General features: G+C 71.7%; 20 protein-coding genes and 1 pseudogene. 14 read left to right on the forward strand and 7 right to left on the reverse strand.

What is annotated here, in order from left to right; all coding sequences use genetic code 11:
* Nucleotides 1-95: 95 nt before the first annotated feature.
* On the reverse strand, nt 96-380 hold the full coding sequence (locus ACZ404_RS33175; RefSeq protein WP_468446449.1) for a hypothetical protein: 285 nt from the start codon (nt 378-380) through the stop codon (nt 96-98).
* 78 nt (nt 381-458) lie between these two features.
* Between ACZ404_RS33175 and ACZ404_RS33180 the strand changes: the two genes are divergently transcribed.
* Together ACZ404_RS33180 and ACZ404_RS33185 are read left to right on the forward strand one after the other, a co-directional pair.
* Complete coding sequence (locus ACZ404_RS33180; protein ID WP_468446450.1) at nt 459-770, forward strand: M55 family metallopeptidase; 312 nt, start codon at nt 459-461, stop codon at nt 768-770.
* Nucleotides 682-927 carry a M55 family metallopeptidase gene (locus ACZ404_RS33185; RefSeq protein ID WP_468446452.1) on the forward strand — a complete coding sequence of 82 codons (246 nt, stop codon included), beginning with the start codon at nt 682-684 and terminating at the stop codon, nt 925-927. The genes ACZ404_RS33180 and ACZ404_RS33185 overlap by 89 nt, the downstream gene beginning before the upstream one ends.
* On the opposite strand, the gene ACZ404_RS33190 is transcribed toward ACZ404_RS33185, so the two are convergent.
* Nucleotides 894-1,502 (reverse strand): CGNR zinc finger domain-containing protein, encoded by a 609-nt coding sequence (locus ACZ404_RS33190; RefSeq protein WP_468446454.1) that lies wholly within the window; start codon nt 1,500-1,502, stop codon nt 894-896. The genes ACZ404_RS33185 and ACZ404_RS33190 overlap by 34 nt on opposite strands.
* Nucleotides 1,503-1,597: 95 nt before the next feature.
* Here ACZ404_RS33190 and ACZ404_RS33195 point away from each other — a divergent pair, with 95 nt between their 5' ends.
* The 4 genes from ACZ404_RS33195 (at nt 1,598) to ACZ404_RS33210 (ending at nt 5,345) form a co-directional block, all read left to right on the forward strand.
* Nucleotides 1,598-2,380, forward strand: a complete 783-nt coding sequence (locus ACZ404_RS33195) for an MBL fold metallo-hydrolase (RefSeq protein ID WP_468446456.1) — start codon at nt 1,598-1,600, stop codon at nt 2,378-2,380.
* A gap of 57 nt (nt 2,381-2,437) precedes the next feature.
* Nucleotides 2,438-3,379 carry a redoxin family protein gene (locus ACZ404_RS33200; protein ID WP_468446612.1) on the forward strand — a complete coding sequence of 314 codons (942 nt, stop codon included), beginning with the start codon at nt 2,438-2,440 and terminating at the stop codon, nt 3,377-3,379.
* A 182-nt stretch (nt 3,380-3,561) separates the two neighbouring features.
* Nucleotides 3,562-4,512 carry an ABC transporter ATP-binding protein gene (locus ACZ404_RS33205; protein ID WP_468446458.1) on the forward strand — a complete coding sequence of 317 codons (951 nt, stop codon included), beginning with the start codon at nt 3,562-3,564 and terminating at the stop codon, nt 4,510-4,512.
* Complete coding sequence (locus ACZ404_RS33210; protein ID WP_468446460.1) at nt 4,509-5,345, forward strand: ABC transporter permease; 837 nt, start codon at nt 4,509-4,511, stop codon at nt 5,343-5,345. The genes ACZ404_RS33205 and ACZ404_RS33210 overlap by 4 nt, the downstream gene beginning before the upstream one ends.
* Nucleotides 5,346-5,384: 39 nt before the next feature.
* On the opposite strand, the gene ACZ404_RS33215 is transcribed toward ACZ404_RS33210, so the two are convergent.
* Together ACZ404_RS33215 and ACZ404_RS33220 are read right to left on the reverse strand one after the other, a co-directional pair.
* A complete protein-coding gene (locus tag ACZ404_RS33215) occupies nt 5,385-6,458 on the reverse strand; it encodes a carbohydrate kinase family protein (protein WP_468446462.1) in 1,074 nt (357 codons plus the stop codon).
* A complete protein-coding gene (locus ACZ404_RS33220) occupies nt 6,455-7,510 on the reverse strand; it encodes a LacI family DNA-binding transcriptional regulator (protein ID WP_468446464.1) in 1,056 nt (351 codons plus the stop codon). The genes ACZ404_RS33215 and ACZ404_RS33220 overlap by 4 nt, the downstream gene beginning before the upstream one ends.
* A 149-nt stretch (nt 7,511-7,659) precedes the next feature.
* Here ACZ404_RS33220 and ACZ404_RS33225 point away from each other — a divergent pair, with 149 nt between their 5' ends.
* The 4 genes from ACZ404_RS33225 (at nt 7,660) to ACZ404_RS33240 (ending at nt 11,786) form a co-directional block, all read left to right on the forward strand.
* Entirely contained in the window at nt 7,660-8,784 is a 1,125-nt protein-coding gene (locus ACZ404_RS33225; RefSeq protein WP_468446466.1) for a substrate-binding domain-containing protein, read from the forward strand.
* A 151-nt stretch (nt 8,785-8,935) separates the two neighbouring features.
* Nucleotides 8,936-9,970: an ABC transporter permease gene (locus ACZ404_RS33230; RefSeq protein ID WP_468446468.1), complete on the forward strand. Its 1,035-nt coding sequence runs from the start codon at nt 8,936-8,938 to the stop codon at nt 9,968-9,970.
* Nucleotides 9,967-10,749, forward strand: a complete 783-nt coding sequence (locus ACZ404_RS33235) for an ATP-binding cassette domain-containing protein (protein WP_468446470.1) — start codon at nt 9,967-9,969, stop codon at nt 10,747-10,749. The genes ACZ404_RS33230 and ACZ404_RS33235 overlap by 4 nt, the downstream gene beginning before the upstream one ends.
* Nucleotides 10,750-10,766: 17 nt before the next feature.
* A complete protein-coding gene (locus ACZ404_RS33240; protein ID WP_468446471.1) occupies nt 10,767-11,786 on the forward strand; it encodes an aldose epimerase family protein in 1,020 nt (339 codons plus the stop codon).
* A 39-nt stretch (nt 11,787-11,825) separates the two neighbouring features.
* Here ACZ404_RS33240 and ACZ404_RS33245 read toward each other — a convergent pair.
* Both ACZ404_RS33245 and ACZ404_RS33250 read right to left on the reverse strand, forming a co-directional pair.
* Nucleotides 11,826-12,115 (reverse strand): annotated as a pseudogene (locus tag ACZ404_RS33245) (substrate-binding domain-containing protein); the annotation flags it as partial.
* Nucleotides 12,116-12,200: 85 nt separating this feature from the next.
* Nucleotides 12,201-12,896: a type 1 glutamine amidotransferase domain-containing protein gene (locus tag ACZ404_RS33250; protein ID WP_468446473.1), complete on the reverse strand. Its 696-nt coding sequence runs from the start codon at nt 12,894-12,896 to the stop codon at nt 12,201-12,203.
* Between the two features lie 195 nt (nt 12,897-13,091).
* Between ACZ404_RS33250 and ACZ404_RS33255 the strand changes: the two genes are divergently transcribed.
* On the forward strand, nt 13,092-14,000 hold the full coding sequence (locus tag ACZ404_RS33255; protein ID WP_468446475.1) for a LysR family transcriptional regulator: 909 nt from the start codon (nt 13,092-13,094) through the stop codon (nt 13,998-14,000).
* 250 nt (nt 14,001-14,250) lie between these two features.
* Here the strand turns inward: ACZ404_RS33255 and ACZ404_RS33260 are convergent, their stop codons facing one another.
* Nucleotides 14,251-14,688, reverse strand: coding sequence for a hypothetical protein (locus ACZ404_RS33260; protein WP_003974483.1), 438 nt, complete (start codon nt 14,686-14,688; stop codon nt 14,251-14,253).
* A 548-nt stretch (nt 14,689-15,236) separates the two neighbouring features.
* On the opposite strand from ACZ404_RS33260, the gene hemL reads away from it, so the two are divergent.
* The 3 genes from hemL to ACZ404_RS33275 all read left to right on the forward strand — a co-directional run bounded on the left by hemL (nt 15,237) and on the right by ACZ404_RS33275 (nt 18,750).
* Nucleotides 15,237-16,562 (forward strand): glutamate-1-semialdehyde 2,1-aminomutase, encoded by a 1,326-nt coding sequence (gene hemL / locus ACZ404_RS33265; RefSeq protein WP_468446477.1) that lies wholly within the window; start codon nt 15,237-15,239, stop codon nt 16,560-16,562.
* Between the two features lie 35 nt (nt 16,563-16,597).
* Nucleotides 16,598-17,257, forward strand: coding sequence for a histidine phosphatase family protein (locus tag ACZ404_RS33270; RefSeq protein ID WP_468446614.1), 660 nt, complete (start codon nt 16,598-16,600; stop codon nt 17,255-17,257).
* Between the two features lie 167 nt (nt 17,258-17,424).
* Nucleotides 17,425-18,750, forward strand: coding sequence for a polysaccharide deacetylase family protein (locus ACZ404_RS33275; RefSeq protein ID WP_468446616.1), 1,326 nt, complete (start codon nt 17,425-17,427; stop codon nt 18,748-18,750).
* Nucleotides 18,751-18,806 lie beyond the last annotated feature (56 nt).

The raw sequence follows: 18,806 nt of genomic DNA on the forward strand, positions 1-18,806 counted from the left end.
TTGGGGAAGGGGACGGGGCAACGCTGACCCTACAACGTGTAGGGTAGCGCGGGTGCCGACGCGGCCCCGTCCGGTGCACAGGGTCGCACAGCCCGCTACCCGCCGGAGGCCTCCGTGCCGCGTCGGGCCGACGCCAGGGTCCAGGCCAGGTTGCCGACCGCCGCCCCGGCCGCCACCACGGCGACGATCACCCCGCCGGTGGCGAGACCGTCGCTGAACAGGTGCGGGCGCCGGTCGAGGCTGTGCAGCCCGAAGCCGCACAGCTCGTACACGCCGACGGCGGCGACCATCAGGCTGACCACCAGCAGGGTTAGCGTCGGGGCGAGGCCGCGCACGCCGATCCGCCCCACCGGGCCGGGCTCCGTCTCCGTGTCCTGCATGTGTCCCCCGTTGAACAGACAAGTGGCCGTTGGCGGTTGGGAACCTACATTACGTAGGGTCGGGTTGGGGTCGGCTCCATGCAGATCTACGTCAGCGTCGACATGGAAGGCGTCACCGGACTGGTGGACTCCGACGACGTCCAGCCCGGCGGGCGGGACTCCGAGCGGGGCCGCTCCATGATGGCCGAGGATGCCAACGCGGCCGTACGAGGCGCGCTGGCGGCAGGGGCGGGCGCCGCCCTGGTGAACGACGCCCGCGGCCCCATGTGCAATCTGCTCCCCGAGGCGCTGTACAGGACATGTGGCCGGACGGCCGCCCGCCGGCGAGATCGGCCTCGCCCACGCCACCGCGGCGGCCCTCGGCGCCCCGGTGGTGGCCCTCACGGGTGACGACGCGGCGTGCGCGGAGATGACGGCGTGGGACGCGTCGGTCGGATGGGCGTGGCCTCCGCACCGACCAGTCGGCCGCCGTACTGCCGAGGCGTCTGCGGCGAGAAGCGGCCCGCCGTGGGTCTATGCCGTGCCGGACCCCGTGCGGCGGGCGTAGGCGCGGGCCGCACGGGCGCGGTCGCCGCAGCGGGTGGAGCACCAGTGGCGGCGGCCGTGGCGCAGCAGGTAGCGGTTGCAGGGGCTGGAGCCGCACGCGGTGAGACGCTCGGCGTCGGGCCCGGTGAGCAGGTCGGCGGCGTCGGCGGCGAGGACCGCCAGGGCGTGTTCGACGATCTGCGCGGTGGGATGGGCGGCCGCCCGGTACAGCCCCCGCTCGGGATGCCAGTGCAGCAGGGCGGCCGCGGGCGCACGGGTGAGGGCGTCGTTGAGGGCGTCCATGGCGTCGGCGGGGGCGGGCCGGCCCTCGACGTGGGAGGCGAGCAGGGCGCGGATCTGCTCGCGCAGGGCGCGCAGCCGGGACGCGCAGACCTCGCGCATGCCGGCGTCGGCCGGGGCCATGCCGTGCCGCGTGAGCCACTGGTTGGCCGCGGCCGGCGTGCCGATCAGGTCCAGTGACTGGCCGCCGGGCAGGGCGACGGCGCTGTTGGCGAGGTCCAGGGCCGGGTACTGCTCCGCGCCCGGCGCGGGCGGCGGCGCCGGCTCCTCATCCACGCTCCCTCTCATGAGTCTCATGGTACGGCTTGCGCCCATCCGTGAGAAACGGCTACCGTCGTCTCACGGATGGAGGAGTATTCATCCGTGAGAAAACTTCGACCGTGAGGTGCATCATGGCTTCTGCCGACCCGGCCCCCGCCCAGGTGAACGAGCGCATCCCCGTCCGGGTCCTCGGCGGTCCCACCGTCCTCGTCGAGTACGGCGGACTCCGCTTCCTCACCGACCCGACCTTCGACGGCCCCGGCGACTACCCCGCGCCCAGCGGCCGCGTCCTGACCAAGACCGCACCGCCCCGGACGACCCGGGCCGAGCTCGGCCCGGTCGACGTGGTCCTGCTCTCGCACGACCAGCACGCCGACAACCTCGACCACTCCGGCCGCGCCCTGCTCGCCGAGGTGCCCCGCACCCTCACCACCCCGAGCGCCGCCGAACGCCTCGGCGGCACCGCCCGGGCGCTCACTCCCTGGGAGGCGGTCGAGCTGAGCCGCCCCGACGGCGGCACCGTCACCGTGACCGGCGCGCCCGCCCTGCACGGACCCAAGGGCTCCGAGCCGGTCGTGGGCGAGGTCACCGGCTTCCTGCTGACCTCCGCCGACCTGCCCTCCGTCTACGTCAGCGGGGACAATGCCTCGCTGGAACTGGTCCAGGAGATCGCCGACCGGTACGGCCCGGTCGACACCGCCGTGCTGTTCGCGGGCGCTCCCCGGCTGGCCGTCCTGGACGACGCCCTCCTGGTCCTCGACGCCGCCGGCGCCGCGACGGCGGCCCAGCTCCTCGGGGCCCGGCGGGTCGTACCGGCCCACTGCGACAGCTGGGCGCACTTCACGGAGACACGCGAGGACGTCGTCGCCGCGTTCGAGCGGGCCGGCCTCGCGGACCGCCTTCGGCTCGACTGAGCCCGCCCTTGACCCTGCCCCTCGGGGCAGGGTCTAGCGTGCGCTGCCATGAGCGGCATGCGGATAGGTGAGCTGGCCCAGCGGGCCGGGGCGACGGTCAAAGCGGTGCGGTACTACGAGTCCCTGGGTCTGATCACGCCCGCGCGGCTGCCGAACGGCTACCGCAGCTACGGCGAGGAACAGCTGCGCCTGGTCCGGGAGATCCGGGCCCTGCGCGAGCTGGGGATTGCCGTCGAGCGCACCCGGCCGTTCCTGGAGTGCCTCGCGGCGGGCCGCCCGCACGGCGACGACTGCCCGGCTTCGCTGGCCGGCTACCGCGAGGCCATCGACGAACTGACCGAGCGGATCGAGGCGCTGACCGCCCGCCGCAGCGTACTGATCTCGCACCTCAACGCGGCCGCCCACCGCGCGGTGGGCGGTGCGGGAGCGCGCGCGGACGAGTATCTGCGACTGCCCCCGGACCTGCCGTCCCCGCAGGACGACGGCGCGGCGGACCACCTCCCCGGCTCCGCCCTGCCACCCCTCACGCTGCCCAGCACCACGGGCCGCCGGGTCCGGCTGGACGCCCTCGGCCCGCGCCGGACGGTGATCTACGTGTACCCGCTCAGCGGCCGTCCCGGCACCGATCTCCCCGAGGGCTGGAACTCGATTCCGGGCGCCCGTGGCTGCACCGTCGAGGCATGCGCGTTCCGCGACCACTTCCAGGAGCTCCTGGCCGCCGGTGCCGGCCGTGTCCTCGGGCTCTCCAGCCAGGACACCGACTACCAGCGCGAGCTGGTGGACCGCCTGCACCTGCCGTTCCCGATGCTCTCCGACCCGGACCTGGCCCTGGCGTCGGCCCTCGGCCTGCCCACCTTCGAGGCGGCCGGCACCCGGCTGTTCCGGCGCCTGACCCTGATCGTCCGCGACGGCACGGTCGAGCACACCTTCTATCCGGTCTTTCCGCCCGGTGACCACGCCGAGCAGGTGCTGGACTGGCTCCGCGCGCACCCCGCCTGAGGCCGGAGCCATGGCCGCTCGAGCCGTGACGCATCGGCTCGAGCGGAGCAGCCGGTGACCCGCACACGCGCCTCTGTGGCCCGTTCAGCCCCCGATACCACGGAACTAGGGCAATTCGGACTCTAGCGTTGCGGGTGAGGCGTCAGACGCGAAGGGCGCCCGGTCCGAGAGAGAGGGCGCGCATGATCGACGCACGGCAGCTGACAAAGAGATACGGGGAGAAGACGGCCGTGGACGGGCTGGACTTCGTCGTGAAGCCGGGCACGGTCACCGGTTTCCTGGGGCCGAACGGCGCGGGGAAGTCCACGACCATGCGGATGATCGTCGGGCTGGACGCCCCGACCAGCGGCACCGTCACCGTCAACGGACGGCCCTACGCCCGCCACCGGGCGCCGCTGCAGGAGGTCGGAGCGCTGCTGGAGGCGAAGTCCGTGCACCCGGGCCGCTCGGCCTACGGCCACCTCCGGGCGCTGGCGCTGACCCACGGCATCCCCCGCCGCCGCGTGGACGAGGTCATCGACCTGGCCGGCCTGGGCAGCGTGGCCAGGCAGCGGACCGGTGGCTTCTCCCTCGGCATGGGGCAGCGGCTCGGCATCGCGGCGGCGCTGCTCGGCGACCCGCAGACCGTGATGCTGGACGAGCCGGTCAACGGGCTCGACCCGGAGGGCGTGCGCTGGATCCGCACCCTGCTGACCTCCCTCGCGGCCGAGGGTCGGACGGTGTTCGTCTCCTCCCACCTGATGAGCGAGGTGGCACAGATGGCGGACCACCTGATCGTCGTGGGCCGGGGCCGGCTGCTCGCCGACACCACCGTGCAGGACCTCGTCCGCGCGGCGGACGGCTCCACCGTGCAGGTCGCGACCCAGGACCCGGCCCGGCTGCGGGACGTCCTGGCCGGCCCGGGCGTCGACGTCACCGGCCGGCCCGGTTCGGAGGAACTGCAGGTCACCGGCCTGACCGCCCGCGAGATCGGGCTGAAGGCGGCGGAACACGGGATCCCCCTGTTCGAACTGAGCGCGCGCAGCGTGTCGTTGGAGGAGGCGTTCATGGAGCTGACCCGGGACGCGGTGGAGTACCACGGCTCCATGTCGGCCGTCACGAGCGAGACCGAGCCCGCCGGGAGGACGGCATGAGCGGCACCCTCACCGAGACCGCCGGCACCGGCCGGACGGCCCGCCCCGCCTACCGGGTGACCGGGGTGCGCGTGCTGCGCGCGGAGTGGGCCAAGCTGTGGTCCCTGCGCTCGACCTGGATCACCCTCGGCCTGGCCCTGCTCTTCCTCGTGGCGTTCGGGCTCATCGCCGCGATCCGCTACCGGTCCCTGATCGGCTCCCCGCGCATGGACCAGGAGTTCGCCCGGTCGACGGCGCTCAGCCTGTCCCTCTTCGGCACCAACTTCGCCCAGCTGGCCCTCGGCGTCCTCGGCGTGCTGGTCACGGCGGGGGAGTACTCCACCGGCATGATCCGCTCGACCCTCACGGCCGTACCGCGCCGGCTGCCCGTGCTGTGGTCCAAGGCGGCCGTGTACGGCCTGGTCGCGCTGGCGGTCGGCACCCTGGGCGCCTTCACCGCCTTCCTCTCCGGCAGCCGCATCGTCGCCGACACGCCGGCCGCGATGGCCTTCGGTCACGCGGGAGTCCTGCGCAGTCTGCTGGGCGCCGGCCTCTACCTCGCCCTGGTCGGCGTCATCGGCACCGCCCTCGGCGCCCTGCTGCGATCCGTGGCCGCCGGGATCTCGGTCCTGGTCGCCGCTCTGATGCTCATCCCCGGCCTGACCTCGCTCCTGCCCACCTCCTGGCAGAACGACATCAGCCCCTACCTCCCCAGCCACGCCGGCCAGTCCCTGTTCACCCTGACCCCCGACCCCACCACCCTCTCCCCCCTGCCCGGCCTCCTGGTCCTGCTCGCCTGGACCGCGCTCGCCCTGACGGGAGCGGCGTACCGCCTGCTGCGCAGCGACGCGTGAGGGTCGTTCAGCAGCAGCGGGGAAAGGGGGAAGGGACCGTCAGCTCCTGACCGCCTGCGCGGTGTCCGGCGTGCCGGCCCCCTCGCCGGTGTCCTCGGCGGTTCTGTCGGCGAAGGCGAAGTCCGCCGCTGTCAGGGGGGCGTCGGCCGAGAGGTGCGGGCGGGGCAGGGCGGTGGGCGGGTTGGCGCCCATGCGTTCGCAGGTGAGGGCGGAGACGAGGACCGCGTCGTCCACGGCGGCCGACAGCGCGGCCGGGCCGGCGGAGGAGAGGCGATGCGGGGTGTGCAGGCCGCGGCGGAGAAGGGCGCCGAGCAGCCCGGAGGTGAACGCGTCGCCCGCACCGACGGTGTCGACCACGGCGACCTCGCGGCCGGGGCGGGTGAAGCTCCCCGTGGCCGTGTACGCGTGGGCGCCGTCGGGGCCGTCGGTGATCACGACGAGGAGTGCGCCGAGGTCCAGCCAGCGGGCGGCGATCCGGTCCAGGGAGGTGCCGGGGTAGAGCCACTCGACGTCCTCACGGCTGGCCTTGACGAGGTGGGCGACGCCCACGCTGCGCTCGACGGCCTGCCTGCCGCGCTCCGGGTCACCCAGCAGGGCGGGGCGGACGTTCGGGTCGTAGCTGATCAGTGCCGTGTCGCGGGCGCGCAGCCGTTCGGCGGCGGTGTGCAGGTGCTCGCTGCCCGGTGGCGTCCAGGAGGCGACGGAGCCGAAGTGCAGTACGGCGGTGCCGTCGGGGACGCGGGCGGTCTCGGCGGCGGTCCACTGCCAGTCGGCGGTGCCGTCGAGGTAGAAGTCGTAACTCGCCCGGCCCTGCGGGTCCATGGAGACCACGGCCAGCGTGGTCGGCTCGGTGGCGTGCGGGGAGCGGGTCAGGTCGATGCCCTCGGCGGTGGCGTGGGATCGCAGCAGCCGGCCGAAGGTGGTGTCGGAGAGCCGGGCCATCAGGGCGGTGCGGTGCCCCAGCCGGGCCAGACCGACGGCGACGTTGAACGGGCTGCCGCCCGGATGCGCGCGGTAGTCGCCGGGCGCCCCCAACTGCACCATGTCGATGAGGGCCTCACCGATCACGGTCACGGCGGGCGGCTCCTGCGCCGCGGGCGTCGGTGCGGTCATGGTGTGCTCCTCGGGGCCGGGATCTCGCCGGAGCCCCGCTCGATCAGCCGGGTCGGCACGGTGACGGTGCGGGTGGCGGACGGGTCGCCGTCCAGTCTGCGGAAGAGCATCTCGGCGGCCGTCTTGCCGACCTGCTCGATGTCCTGGGCGATGACGGAGATGCCCGGGCTGAGGATGTCGGCCAGGGGGAAGTCGTCGAAGCCCACATGGGCGACGCTGTCCTGCAGTCCCTTGGCGCGCAGCGCCCGGAGGGCGCCGATGGTCACGAAGTTCTGGCTGGTGAACAGCGCCGTCGGCGGATCCGGCAGCGCCAGGACCTCCTCGGTCGCGGCGATGGCAGCCGCCTCGCTGGAGCCGATGTGGCGGACGATCTCCTCGTCGTAGGGGAGGTGCGCGAGCTCCAGGGCGTGCCGGTAGCCGTCGAAGCGCTGCGCGGCGGTGGGGATGGACGCACGGTCGCCGAGGTAGGCGATGCGGCGGTGGCCGGCCCGCAGCAGGTGGTCGACGGCGGTGACGGCGCCCTGCCGGTTGTCGGAGACGACGGCGTCCGCGTCGAGCAGCCCGGCCTCGCGGTCGACGAACACCATGCAGGTGCCCGAGCGCTGCTCACTGATCAGATAGCTCTGGTCGCGTCCCGCCGGGACGATCACCAGGCCGTCCACCCGCCGGTCGATGAGCGCCTGGGCCAACTCCCGTTCCCGGGCCGGGTCCTCGTCCAGGCTGCCGACCAGCACCAGCACCCCGCGTTCTCGCGCCACGTTCTCCACGGTGCGGGTCAGGGCGGCCGAGAAGGGGTTCGCCGCGTCCTCCACGAGCATGCCGATCGTGGCCGTACGGCCGTCTCCGCGGCGCAGGCTGCTGGCGGTCAGGTTGGGCCGGTAGCCGAGTTTGTCGGCGGCCTCGCGCACCCGGGCGGCGATGGCCGGATCGACGGTGGGGACGCCGTTGACGACGCGCGAGACCGTCTTGATGGCCACGCCGGCCAGCGCCGCCACCTCACGCATGGTGGGGCGGCTGCGGGTGGACCGGGGCGGCGGCTCGCCCTGAGTCATCGTTGTCTCCAACCGATCGCGCGTTACCTACTCGTTGCGGACGCATGTTTACCAGTGTCTTGACGGAGTCGTCCATAGAGGCCCAGTATCCCGGTCAGTCAACGTTGTCTCAGCGTCGGCCAAGGGACGGCTCCGAAAGGGATCAAGCCATGAACATCTCCACCAGCCAGGCGTCGGGCCGCCGCAGCCGGCGCATCCGGGCGGCAGCGATCGGCGTCACCGTGTGCCTCGGCGCCACGCTCGCGGCCTGCGGCTCCTCCGACTCGAGCTCCTCCGCATCCGGCTCGGGCGGCGGGAAGGTGGGCGTCTCGCTGATCCTGAAGACGCTGACCAACCCCTACTTCGTCAGCATGGAGAAGGACGCCAAGGCCCAGGCCGCCAAGGACAAGGTGAGCCTCACGGTGGCGGCGGGCAACAGCGACGGCGACACCCAGACCCAGATCACCGCCATCGACAACGCCATCTCGCGCGGCGACAAGGGCATCCTCATCACCACCAACGGCGACGCGGTCAACGCCGCGCTGAAGCGCGCCAAGCAGGCCGGCCTCTTCGTGATCGCCCTGGACACCGCGCCCAACCCGGCGAACGTCGCGGACATCACCTACGCCACCGACAACGAGCAGGCCGGCAAGCTCGACGGCCAGTACGCGGCGGCGGCCCTGAACGGCAAGCCGGCGGTCATCGCCATGCTCGACCTGTTCAACAACCAGGTCGTCTCCGTCGACATCAACCGCGACCACGGCTTCCTCGAGGGCATGGGCATCGACCCGGGCAGCAAGACCGAGAACGGCAAGGAGGCCAAGACCGGCAAGTACACCGGCGGCAAGGGCGGCACGTACACCATCGCCTGCCACCAGCCCACCCAGGGCGCCGTCGACGGCGGACGCACCGCCATGGAGAACTGCCTGTCGGCCAACCCGGACATCAACGTCGTCTACGCCATCAACGAGCCCGCCGGTGAGGGCGCCTACAACGCCCTGAAGGCGGCCGGCAAGGAGAAGAAGGTCGCGATCTACGCGATCGACGGAAGCTGCGCGGGCCTGAAGAACGTCACCAGCGGCAAGTTCGCCGCGGACGCCGTGCAGTACCCGGGCAAGATGGCCGCCCTCGGCGTCAGCTCCATCGCCAAGCTGGCCCGCGGCGGCAGCAAGCCCAGCGTGACCAACGGCAAGTCGTTCTACGACACCGGCACCGCCCTCGTCGCCGCCAAGTCCGTCGGCGGCGTCACCGTCCAGTCCCCGTCGCAGGCCGCGTCCGCCTGCTGGGGCAGCTGACCCCCGATCCGTGCCGGGTGCGCCGCCGGACCCCGACCCCGGCGGCGCACCCGCACCGCACGAGCGAACCAGCCCGTATGAAGGCCCGCACGCACGCCGTACGCACGCCGTACGAAGGCCCGTATGAGGGACAGAACCGGAAGGACCCCCTGTGACCACCCCCGTGGACAGCGAAGCCATACCGGCACCGGTGGAGGAGTTCCTCAACCGGCCGGCCACCCTGCCCCAGCGCATCCACTCCGTCCTGCACCGTCAGCCGGCCCTCAGCCCGGCCATCGTCCTGGTGCTCGCCGCGATCGTGTTCTCCCTGGTCAACGAGCGCTTCTACGCACTGCAGAACCTGTCGCTGGTCGCCCAGCAGGTCGCCGTCATCGGCTCGCTCGCCGTCGGCCAGACGGTCATCATCCTCACCGCCGGCATCGACCTGTCCATCGGCGCGGTCATGGTGCTCGCCTCGCTGCTGATGTCGAAGCTGGTCGCCGACAACCATCTGCCGGGCCTCGCGGCCCTGCTCGCCGGGGCGGTCGTCGCCATCGCCGCCCAGGCCGTCAACGGACTGCTGGTCACGAAGATCAAGCTGCCGCCGTTCATCGTCACCCTCGGCACCCTCAGCGTCTTCACCGCGATCACGCTCATCTACGCCAAGGGCCAGACCATCTCGCTGCAGCCGGGCAACATCCTGATGTGGAGCGGCCAGACGATCTCCATCGGGCAGCTGAACCTGACGTACGGCGTGCTGCTCATGATCGCCCTGTACGCGGTGATCGGCTACGCCCTGCGCTACACCGCCTGGGGCCGGCACCTGTACGCCGTCGGCGACGACATCGAGGCCGCGCGGCTGGCCGGCATCTCCGTCAACCGGGTGCTGATGAGCGCCTACCTGGTCGGCGGCTTCGCCATCGCCGTGGGCGCCTGGATCCTGGTCGGCCGGGTCGGCGGCGGTGACCCCAACAGCGGTCTGAACGCCAACCTGCAGTCCATCACGGCCGTCGTCATCGGCGGCACCAGCCTGTTCGGCGGGCGCGGCGTGGTGGTCGGTTCGCTGATCGGCGCGCTCATCGTCCAGGTCTTCGTCAACGGCCTGGCGCTGGCCGGGATCGACCCCAACTACCAAGTCCTCGCAGTCGGCATCCTGGTGATCGCGGCTGTCTCCGTCGACCAGTGGATCCGGAGTGTGAAGTCGTGACGACCAGCACCGCCCCCGTCCTGCAGGCCAAGGGCCTGGTCAAGGTCTTCGGCAAGGTCGTCGGCCTGAACGCCGTGGACCTCACCCTCTACCCCGGCGAGGTCCTCGCCGTCATCGGCGACAATGGCGCCGGCAAGTCCACCCTGATCAAGTGCCTGTCCGGAGCCCTCGTGCCGGACCAGGGCAGCATCCTCGTCGACGGCAAGGAGGTCCACTTCAAGCGGCCCCAGGACGCCCGCGAGGCCGGCATCGAGACCGTCTACCAGACCCTGGCCGTCGCTCCCGCCCTGGACATCGCCAGCAACCTCTTCCTCGCCCGCGAGATCCGCCGCAAGGGCGTGCTCGGCTCGGTGTTCCGCATGCTCGACACCGGCGAGATGAAGAAGCAGGCGTCCGACCACATCAAGCGGCTGGGCATCAGCACCCTGCAGAACATCAACCAGGCCGTGGAGACGCTCTCCGGCGGCCAGCGGCAGTCCGTGGCCGTGGCCCGCGCGGGTGCCTTCGGTGGCCGGGTCGTCATCCTCGACGAACCCACCGCGGCCCTCGGCGTCCGGGAGACCGGCCAGGTCCTCAAGCTGGTCCGGGACCTGCGCGACCAGGGCCTCGGCGTCATCCTCATCAGCCACAACATGCCCAATGTCTTCGACGTCGCCGACCGCATCCACATCCAGCGCCTCGGCGCCTGCGCCGGCGTCATCACCCCGCAGGCCCACTCCATGGAGGACGCGGTGGCCATCATGACGGGCGCCAAGAAGCTTGCCCCGGAAGCGGGCTGAGGGGAACACCGAGGGTCATGACCGCCGAGTACCGGATCGCCGAGAGCCGCCTCGGCGGCGAACCCACCCTTGTCGTCTCCGCGCCGGACGGCGGCGCACGCGCCGTCATCGCCCTGCGCGGGGCGACGCTGCTGAGCTGGCAGGTCAGGCGCGAAGGCGCGGGGGACACCCGGCTCACGGAGCTGACGGACGGCTACCGCGACGAAGCGGAACTCCTGGCGCAGGACGGCGTACGCGCCGGCCTGCTGGCCCCGTTCCCCAACCGCGTCGCCGACGGCCGCTACCGCTACCGCGGACAGGACCACGACCTGCTGCCCGGCCGCCACGGCGACCGCACGATCTACCACGGCTTCGCCCGCGAGACGCCGTTCGCACTCGTCCACGCCACGACGACAGCCGACTCCGCGCGCCTGCTGCTGCACAGTGCGGCCATCAGGCCGGGCCGGCACCCCGGCTACCCGTTCGCCGTCGACCTCGCCGTGGAATACACCGTTTCCGGGCGGGAGTTGGACATCACCGTCCGCGCGACGAACGTGGGCGACACCACCGCCCCCTACGCGGCGGGCTGGCACCCCTACTTCACCCTGTCGCGCCCCGTCGACGACCTCGTCCTGCGGATCCCCGCCCGCACCCTGGTGCGCACCGACGCCTCCCTCATCCCGCTGCCCGGCGAGGCCGCCCTGCTCCCGCTCGACGACTGCCCCGGCATGGACTTCCGGACGCCGAAACGGCTCGGCGACGCGGTCATCGACGCCTGCTTCGCCGACCTGTGCCCGGGCCCCGGCGGCCGGGCGGAGACCGTACTGAGCGATCCGGCGACCGGCGAGGAACTGACGGTCTGGCAGCACAGCGGCTACCTGCACGTCTTCACCGGGGACACCTTGGCGCGCGACCGCCGGGCCGCCGTCGCACTGGAACCCGTCGAGGCGATGACCGACGCCTTCAACCGCCCGGAACACGCCGCCGCGCTCTCTCTGGAACCCGGCGGGCGCCGCGCGTTCGGCTTCGGCGTCCGGTACGCGGCCGGGGGATCCTGACGCCGGGCGGACCGGCCCGACGCTCCCGGCGGGAGTGGCTCAGCCGCCCCAGATCCTCCGGTACGCCTCCCGGTAGCCCGGCGGGTCCCAGGCCGTCGCCCCGGCGCTGTTGCCGGCCGTGCTGACGTGGACCGGGGCGACATGGCCGCTGGGGGGCGGCCGGAGAAGGCGCGGTGGAACTCGTCGACGATCTGCCGGCCCTGCTGCGTCAACGGCTCGGGAACGGTGGCGGCCCGGTACTGCTCGCTGTTGATGCGCTGGAAGGCGGACGGGTCGCCGTCGCCGGCGCCGATGTGGAAGGGCGGCCCCGCACCCGGCTTGCCGGCCGATGTCATCCGCGTGGCGCACTGCGCCCGTACGGGGCCGGCCGGCGAGAGCAGCGTCTGGTCGCCCCAGCAATCGGATGTGCGAAGTTCAGGCCAGCTTCTTGAGGATCTCGGCTGCGACGGGTCCGGCGGAGGCGGGGTTCTGGCCGGTGACCAGGTTGCGGTCGACGACCACGTTCGGGGCCCACGGCTCGCCCTCCTGGTAGTCCGCGCCGATCTCGACCAGGCGGTCCTGGAGCAGCCACTTGGCCTTGGCCGCCAGGCCGGTCTGGGTCTCCTCGGCGTTGCTGAAACCGGTGAGCCGATAGCCGGCGAAGGCATTGCTGCCGTCGGCCTTGGTGGCGGCCAGTAGGGCGGCCGGGGCGTGGCAGACCACGCCGAGCGGCTTGCCCGAGGCGAGGGCATCGATGAGGAGATTGCCGGAGGTGGCATCGACGGCCAGGTCTTCCATCGGGCCGTGGCCACCGGGGTAGAAGACGACGGCGTAGTCGTCGAGGTCGACGTCCTCCAGCCTGATGGGGTGCTGAATCTCGCCGATCGAGGCGAGGGCGTCCGTCATCTTCTTCGCCCCCTCCTGGCCGCCGTTGAACTCGGGCGCCAGGCTGCCCTGGTCCAGAGGCGGTACGACGCCGCCGGGTGTGGCGACGACGATCTCGTGGCCGGCGGCCGTGAACGCCTGGTACGGGGCCACGACCTCCTCGGCCCAGAAGCCGGTCGGGCGCTTGTTGCCGTCTGCCAGCGTCCAGTGGTCGGCGCCAGTCATCACGAAAAGGATCTTCGACATGGTGTGGTCTCCGGGAGCCGGGGGTTCACGGCTGACGTTCCGACTTGCGAACGTCAGCGCGTTCTGGCTTTCGAAGCTAAAGCTGCTGAAGTAATCGCGCCAATGAAGGCATCGATACCAGGTATCGACGAACCGATGCCCTGCACGGGGACAGACGGGCTGGTGGCTGCCGTGCAGACCCGTAGGCTCGATGCCGTGAGCGATCAGGACACTCATGGGTTCGGTCCGCTGGACCTGAACCTGTTGCGCACCTTCCTTGCCGTGCACCGCCTGGGGTCCTTCACCGCCGCTGCACGACGGCTGGGCCTGTCGCAGTCCACCGTGACCACGCAGATCCGGGCGCTGGAGAACCGCCTGGGCCGTGAACTGTTCGAACGCCGGGCGCACGGCGTCACTCCGCTGCCCCACGCGGACATGCTTGCCATGCGCCTGTCGGGGCCGCTGGATCAGTTGGCCGAGATCACCGGCGAGGAGCCGTGCAGCAACGCGCTACCGGTGCACCTGGCCGGGCCCGCGGAGTTCATGAGCACCCTCGGCCTTCAGACGCTGGCTCCGCTGGTCGCGCAGGGCGTCCGGCTGCGGGTGGCCATTGGACTGACCGAACCGCTGCTCGAGGAACTGCGGGCCGGACGCCACGATCTCGTCGTCGCCACCCGTCGGCCCCGGGGCCGGTCACTGCACACCGACCTCCTCACCGACGAGGAGTTCGTCCTGGTCGCTGCCCCCGTCTGGGCCGAACGGCTCGAGGGACAGGAACTGCCCACTGCCCTGGAAAGCCTGCCACTGATCGCCTATGCCGAGGACCTGCCCATCGCCCGCCGCTACTGGCGCCACGTCTTCGACCGCCGCCTGCACACCCAGGCCGCGATCACCATCCCGGACCTGCGCAGCGTCCTCACTGCTCTCACGGTCGGCGCCGGCTGGAGCGTCCTGCCCAGCTACCTGTGCCGGACCGAACTGGCCTCCGGCGCCCTCCGGCTACTGCACCAGCCGGAGGACCCCCCGATCAACACCGCCTACCTCGTCCAACGCCCAGGCAGTTCCAGCAGTCCTCACGTCACGCTCGTCCGGGAGCATCTGCTCGCCGCTGCGAAGACCTGGTGAGCCCACCGCTGCCGAGAGGTCGTCCCGGGCTGACCTCGGAGTGCGTCTCCGGTACTCCCGATCAGACCCACGCGACCGGGACCTTCACCGCTTTCGCCTTCCGTACCGGCTCCGGCGCCTCCTGAAGGACCGCGTCCGCTGCGTCACCGGGCGCGGCCGGGGCATCGGCCGGCTCCACCCGAGCGGGCCCTCTCCGGCACGGAAGAGGGCGGGACCCGAAGACCCCGCCCGAACCCCATGAAACCCCAGCTCAGGGCCACACCAGGCAATAAGGCTGATGCCCCGCCTCATGCAGCCGGTGCGAGAAGTCCTGCCACTCGTGCAGCAGCTGGTACACATTGAACGCGTCCCGGGGGCCGCCCCGGTCGGGCACCGTCGACCAGATGAAGGCCGCCGCGCCCACCGCCTCCTCGCCGATGCCCCGCAGGGGGTCCACGACGGTCATGGGGAGCTTGACGACCGCGTAGTCGGGGTGCAGGACGACCAGTTCGAGCGGCGGGACCTTGTGCAGGGGTACGCCTTCGATGCCGGTGAGGACCATCGCGGCCATCGTCTCCGGCTTGATCTTGGTGAACATGCCGTTCATGCCCAGCTCGTCGCCGCCGAGTTCCTCGGGGCGCATCGAGATGGGGACGCGGGCCGCGGTCGCTCCGTCCGGCGCGCCGAAGTATTTGTACGTCACCCCCACCCGACCACCATTCCTGCTCCCCGCCCGCAGGCGGTCGGCCCGGAAGTCGGACCGGCGGTCGGCCGGCCGCTCCAGCGGCCGGTCCAGCCGCTGCTCGAACTCCCGGTCGATCTGCCGGTCGAACCGCTCGGGCTCACCCGGTACACCTGTCTGCCGTGCTTCGGTCGCTTCCTCCGCCTCGCGCCGGTGCCTTCCCCGCCGGGCACGTCGAGGACCCAGGTCATCAGTCCCCTCGCCCAGTCCGCCACCGCGATGCATATCTCCACCCGACTGCTTTTCTAGGATGCGCGGCCCCCGCCGCGCAACCCGATCATCGTGTCAGTGACCTCCCCCACGGCCGCCCGCCGAAACGTGCGGTGAACCATCGAGTCCGCGGGAGCTTCCCGGTCACTGATCACTACGTGCCGTATGAGCTGTGTGTATCAGTTCTCAGTCTCGCAGATGCCGCGGCAGGGGCCGGGTGATTGTCCGGGCCGCGGCCGACGCGGCCTACCCTGAGGAGGTCACCACGCAACCCGGAGTCCGAGAAGCCGGAGAAACCGCACGTCATGAGTGCCCCCAGCGAACAGCCCTATCCGTACGAAGCGCCCGTGTCGCAGGCGCTCTTCGACCGTGCCTCCGCCGTCACCCCGGGCGGTGTGAACTCCCCGGTGCGTGCCTTCCGCGCCGTGGGCGGCACGCCCCGGTTCATGGTGTCGGGGCAGGGCGCCTACCTCACCGACGCCGACGGGCGCGAGTACGTCGACCTCGTCTGCTCCTGGGGACCCATGATCCTCGGGCACGCGCACCCCGAGGTGATCGCCGCCGTCCAGGAGGCCGTCGCCCGCGGTACGTCCTTCGGCACGCCCGGTGAGGGCGAGGTCGCGCTCGCCGAGGAGATCGTCGCCCGGGTGGCGCCCGTGGAGCAGGTGCGGCTGGTCAGCAGCGGCACCGAGGCGACCATGTCGGCGATCCGGCTGGCCCGCGGCTTCACCCGCCGGTCCAAGGTGATCAAGTTCGCCGGGTGCTACCACGGGCACGTGGACTCCCTGCTCGCCGCCGCCGGCTCCGGGGTCGCCACCTTCGCGCTGCCCGACACACCCGGTGTCACCGGCGCCCAGGCCGGCGACACGATCGTGCTGCCGTACAACGACCTGGAGGCCGTGCAGGAGGCCTTCCACCGGCACCCGGGGGAGATCGCCTGCGTGATCACCGAGGCCTCGCCCGGGAACATGGGCGTCGTGCCGCCCGCCCCCGGGTTCAACCAGGGGCTGAAGGACGCCTGCCAGAAGAACGGCGCCCTGTTCATCTCCGACGAGGTCATGACCGGGTTCCGGACCAGCCGCTCCGGCTGGTACGGCATCGAGGGCGTCACGCCCGACCTCATGACCTTCGGGAAGGTCATGGGCGGTGGGTTCCCCGCCGCGGCCTTCGGCGGCCGGGCCGACGTCATGGCCCACCTCGCCCCCGCCGGGCCCGTCTACCAGGCCGGCACCCTCTCCGGGAACCCCGTCGCCACCGCCGCCGGGCTCGCCCAGCTGCGGCTCCTGGACGACGCCGCGTACGAGACGGTGAACGCCGCCTCCGCGCAGATCCAGACCCTCGTCACCGAGGCGCTCACCAAGGAGGGCGTCGCGCACCGGCTGCAGACGGCGTCCAACATGTTCTCCGTGTTCTTCACCGACCGGCAGGTGCGGGACTACGAGGACGCCAAGCGGCAGGAGTCCTTCCGCTACACCGCGTTCTTCCACTCGCTGCTGTCGAACGGCGTCTACCTGCCGCCGTCGTCCTTCGAGTCCTGGTTCGTGTCCACGGCCCACGACGAGCGGGCCGTCCAGAAGATCGCCGACGCCCTCCCGGCGGCGGCCCGAGCGGCCGCGGAGGCCACCGCGTGAGTGACAACAGCAAGGACATCACCGTCGTCCACCTCATGCGGCACGGCGAGGTCGCCAACCCGGACGGGATCCTCTACGGCCGGCTGCCCGGGTACCACCTGTCCGAACTGGGCCGGAAGATGGCCGACCGGGTCGCCGAGCACCTCGCCCCCCGGGACATCACCTACGTGTGCGCCTCCCCGCTGGAGCGCGCACAGGAGACCGCGACCCCGATCGCCAAGGCGCACGGTCTCGACCTCGCCACGGACGAGCGGCTCATCGAGGCCGACAACGTCTTCCAGGGCAAGACCTTCGGCGTCGGGGACGGCGCGCTGCGCAAGCCCGACAACTGGAAGCACCTGGTCAACCCGTTCCGGCCGTCCTGGGGCGAGCCGTACGTCGACCAGGTCGTGCGGATGATGGGCGCGCTGAACGCGGCCAAGGACCGGGCGCGCGGGCACGAGGCGGTGCTGGTCAGCCATCAGCTGCCGATCTGGATCGTGCGGTCGTACGTCGAGAAGCGGCGGCTGTGGCACGACCCGCGTAAGCGGCAGTGCACCCTGGCCTCCCTGACGACGTTCACCTATCTGGGGGACAGGATCGTCTCCGTCGGCTACACCGAGCCCGCCATCGACCTCGTCCCGGTCCACCTCCGGGCCGGTGCCAAGCCGCAGAAGGGGAAGGGCACCGCCCAGGGGAAGGCCTTCGGGGCCTGACCCGCCCGGCCAGGTCTGACACCCTGTCACTTACGCCCCGTTTGGCAGGACTTGGTACACCTGTGCCGCTTCTGTTGTGAAAAACATAAGAAAATAGCGGAACCTTCCGGACCGTCGCGCCCTCTGACTGGGTGACCACCAGACGGCGTGACGAATCGGGGTTCTCCATGCGCACCTTCACCCGGCCCCTCTCCCGGAGGGGCATGCTCGGCCTCGGCGCGGGCGCGGCTGCCGCCGCCGGACTCGCCGGCTGCGGGAGCCTCACGTCCTCGGACGGCGGCGGCCACCCGGACGGTTCCCGCCACGGAAGCGGAAGCGGCAAGGGAAGCGGAAGCGGCAAGGGACCGGGTGGCGGCGGGCGCAGCGCCCCGCGTCCCGCCCGGCCCATCGGCGACGGCTCCACCTCCTTCACCGGCCGGCAGCCGCACCAGCCCGCCGAGCCGGAGCCGCTGGAGCCGGGCCAGACCCCGCCGCAGTTCGTGATCTTCTCCTGGGACGGTGCCGGCGAGGTCGGCAACGGCCTCTTCCCGCGCTTCCTGGACCTCGCCAAGGAGCACGGCGCGAGCATGACCTTCTTCCTCTCGGGGCTGTATCTGCTGCCCGAGTCGAAGAAGCGGCTGTACGAGCCCCCGAACAACCCGCGCGGCGCCTCCGACATCGGCTACCTCAGCGACCCGCACGTCAAGGCCACGCTGGCCAACGTGCGCCGGGCCTGGCTCGAGGGCCACGAGATCGGCACCCACTTCAACGGCCACTTCTGCGCCGGATCCGGTTCCGTCGCCCGCTGGACCCCGCAGCAGTGGCGCAGCGAGATCCAGCAGGCCAAGGCGTTCGTCAAGCAGTGGCGGACCAACACGGGCTGGACCGAGCTGCCGTCCCTGCCGTTCGACTACGACAAGGAGCTGGTCGGCGGCCGGACGCCCTGTCTGCTCGGCCAGGACAACCTGCTGCCCACCGCCCGCGAGCTGGGCTGGCGCTACGACGCCTCCTCGCCGGGCGGGCGCCAGGTCTGGCCGGTCAAGCGGATGGGCATATGGGACCTGCCCCTGCAGCAGATACCTTTCCCCGGACGTTCCTTCGAGGTCCTGTCCATGGACTACAACATGCTCGCCAACCAGTCGGTCAACTCGACCAAGGCCCCGGCCTACAACTACCCGCACTGGCGCAGGCAGTCCGCGCAGGCCTACATCCAGGGGTTCCGGCGGGCGTACGAGACGAACCGGGCGCCCTTCTTCGTCGGCAACCACTTCGAGCAGTGGAACGGCGGCATCTACATGGACTCCGTCGAGGAGGCCTTCAAGTACATCGCGCGCGAGAAGGAGAAGGGGGCCGATGTGCGCCTGGTCTCCTTCCGGCAGTTCGTGGACTGGATGGACGTGCAGAAGCCCGAGGTCCTCGCCAGGCTGCGTACCCTCGAGGTCGGGCAGAAGCCGGCGGGCGGCTGGAAGGCCTTCCTGCGGGATACCAAGTCGGCCACCGGCGACGCCGCCTGAGCAAATGACCGAATTGTCCCGTGTAAAAAGCTCCTGAAATGCGGTTTTCCGCCCGG

The organism is Streptomyces sp. NPDC030798 (assembly GCF_055572275.1).

Bases quoted from the DNA above. Each gene is read 5' to 3' on its own strand.
- ACZ404_RS33175 (WP_468446449.1), bottom strand. From the start codon at position 380: ATGCAGGACACGGAGACGGAGCCCGGCCCGGTGGGGCGGATCGGCGTG.
- ACZ404_RS33180 (WP_468446450.1), top strand. From the start codon at position 459: ATGCAGATCTACGTCAGCGTCGACATGGAAGGCGTCACCGGACTGGTG.
- ACZ404_RS33190 (WP_468446454.1), bottom strand. From the start codon at position 1,502: ATGAGACTCATGAGAGGGAGCGTGGATGAGGAGCCGGCGCCGCCGCCC.
- ACZ404_RS33195 (WP_468446456.1), top strand. From the start codon at position 1,598: ATGGCTTCTGCCGACCCGGCCCCCGCCCAGGTGAACGAGCGCATCCCC.
- ACZ404_RS33200 (WP_468446612.1), top strand. From the start codon at position 2,438: ATGCGGATAGGTGAGCTGGCCCAGCGGGCCGGGGCGACGGTCAAAGCG.
- ACZ404_RS33205 (WP_468446458.1), top strand. From the start codon at position 3,562: ATGATCGACGCACGGCAGCTGACAAAGAGATACGGGGAGAAGACGGCC.
- ACZ404_RS33210 (WP_468446460.1), top strand. From the start codon at position 4,509: ATGAGCGGCACCCTCACCGAGACCGCCGGCACCGGCCGGACGGCCCGC.
- ACZ404_RS33215 (WP_468446462.1), bottom strand. From the start codon at position 6,458: ATGACCGCACCGACGCCCGCGGCGCAGGAGCCGCCCGCCGTGACCGTG.
- ACZ404_RS33220 (WP_468446464.1), bottom strand. From the start codon at position 7,510: ATGACTCAGGGCGAGCCGCCGCCCCGGTCCACCCGCAGCCGCCCCACC.
- ACZ404_RS33225 (WP_468446466.1), top strand. From the start codon at position 7,660: ATGAACATCTCCACCAGCCAGGCGTCGGGCCGCCGCAGCCGGCGCATC.
- ACZ404_RS33240 (WP_468446471.1), top strand. From the start codon at position 10,767: ATGACCGCCGAGTACCGGATCGCCGAGAGCCGCCTCGGCGGCGAACCC.
- ACZ404_RS33250 (WP_468446473.1), bottom strand. From the start codon at position 12,896: ATGTCGAAGATCCTTTTCGTGATGACTGGCGCCGACCACTGGACGCTG.
- hemL (WP_468446477.1), top strand. From the start codon at position 15,237: ATGAGTGCCCCCAGCGAACAGCCCTATCCGTACGAAGCGCCCGTGTCG.
- ACZ404_RS33270 (WP_468446614.1), top strand. From the start codon at position 16,598: ATGCGGCACGGCGAGGTCGCCAACCCGGACGGGATCCTCTACGGCCGG.
- ACZ404_RS33275 (WP_468446616.1), top strand. From the start codon at position 17,425: ATGCGCACCTTCACCCGGCCCCTCTCCCGGAGGGGCATGCTCGGCCTC.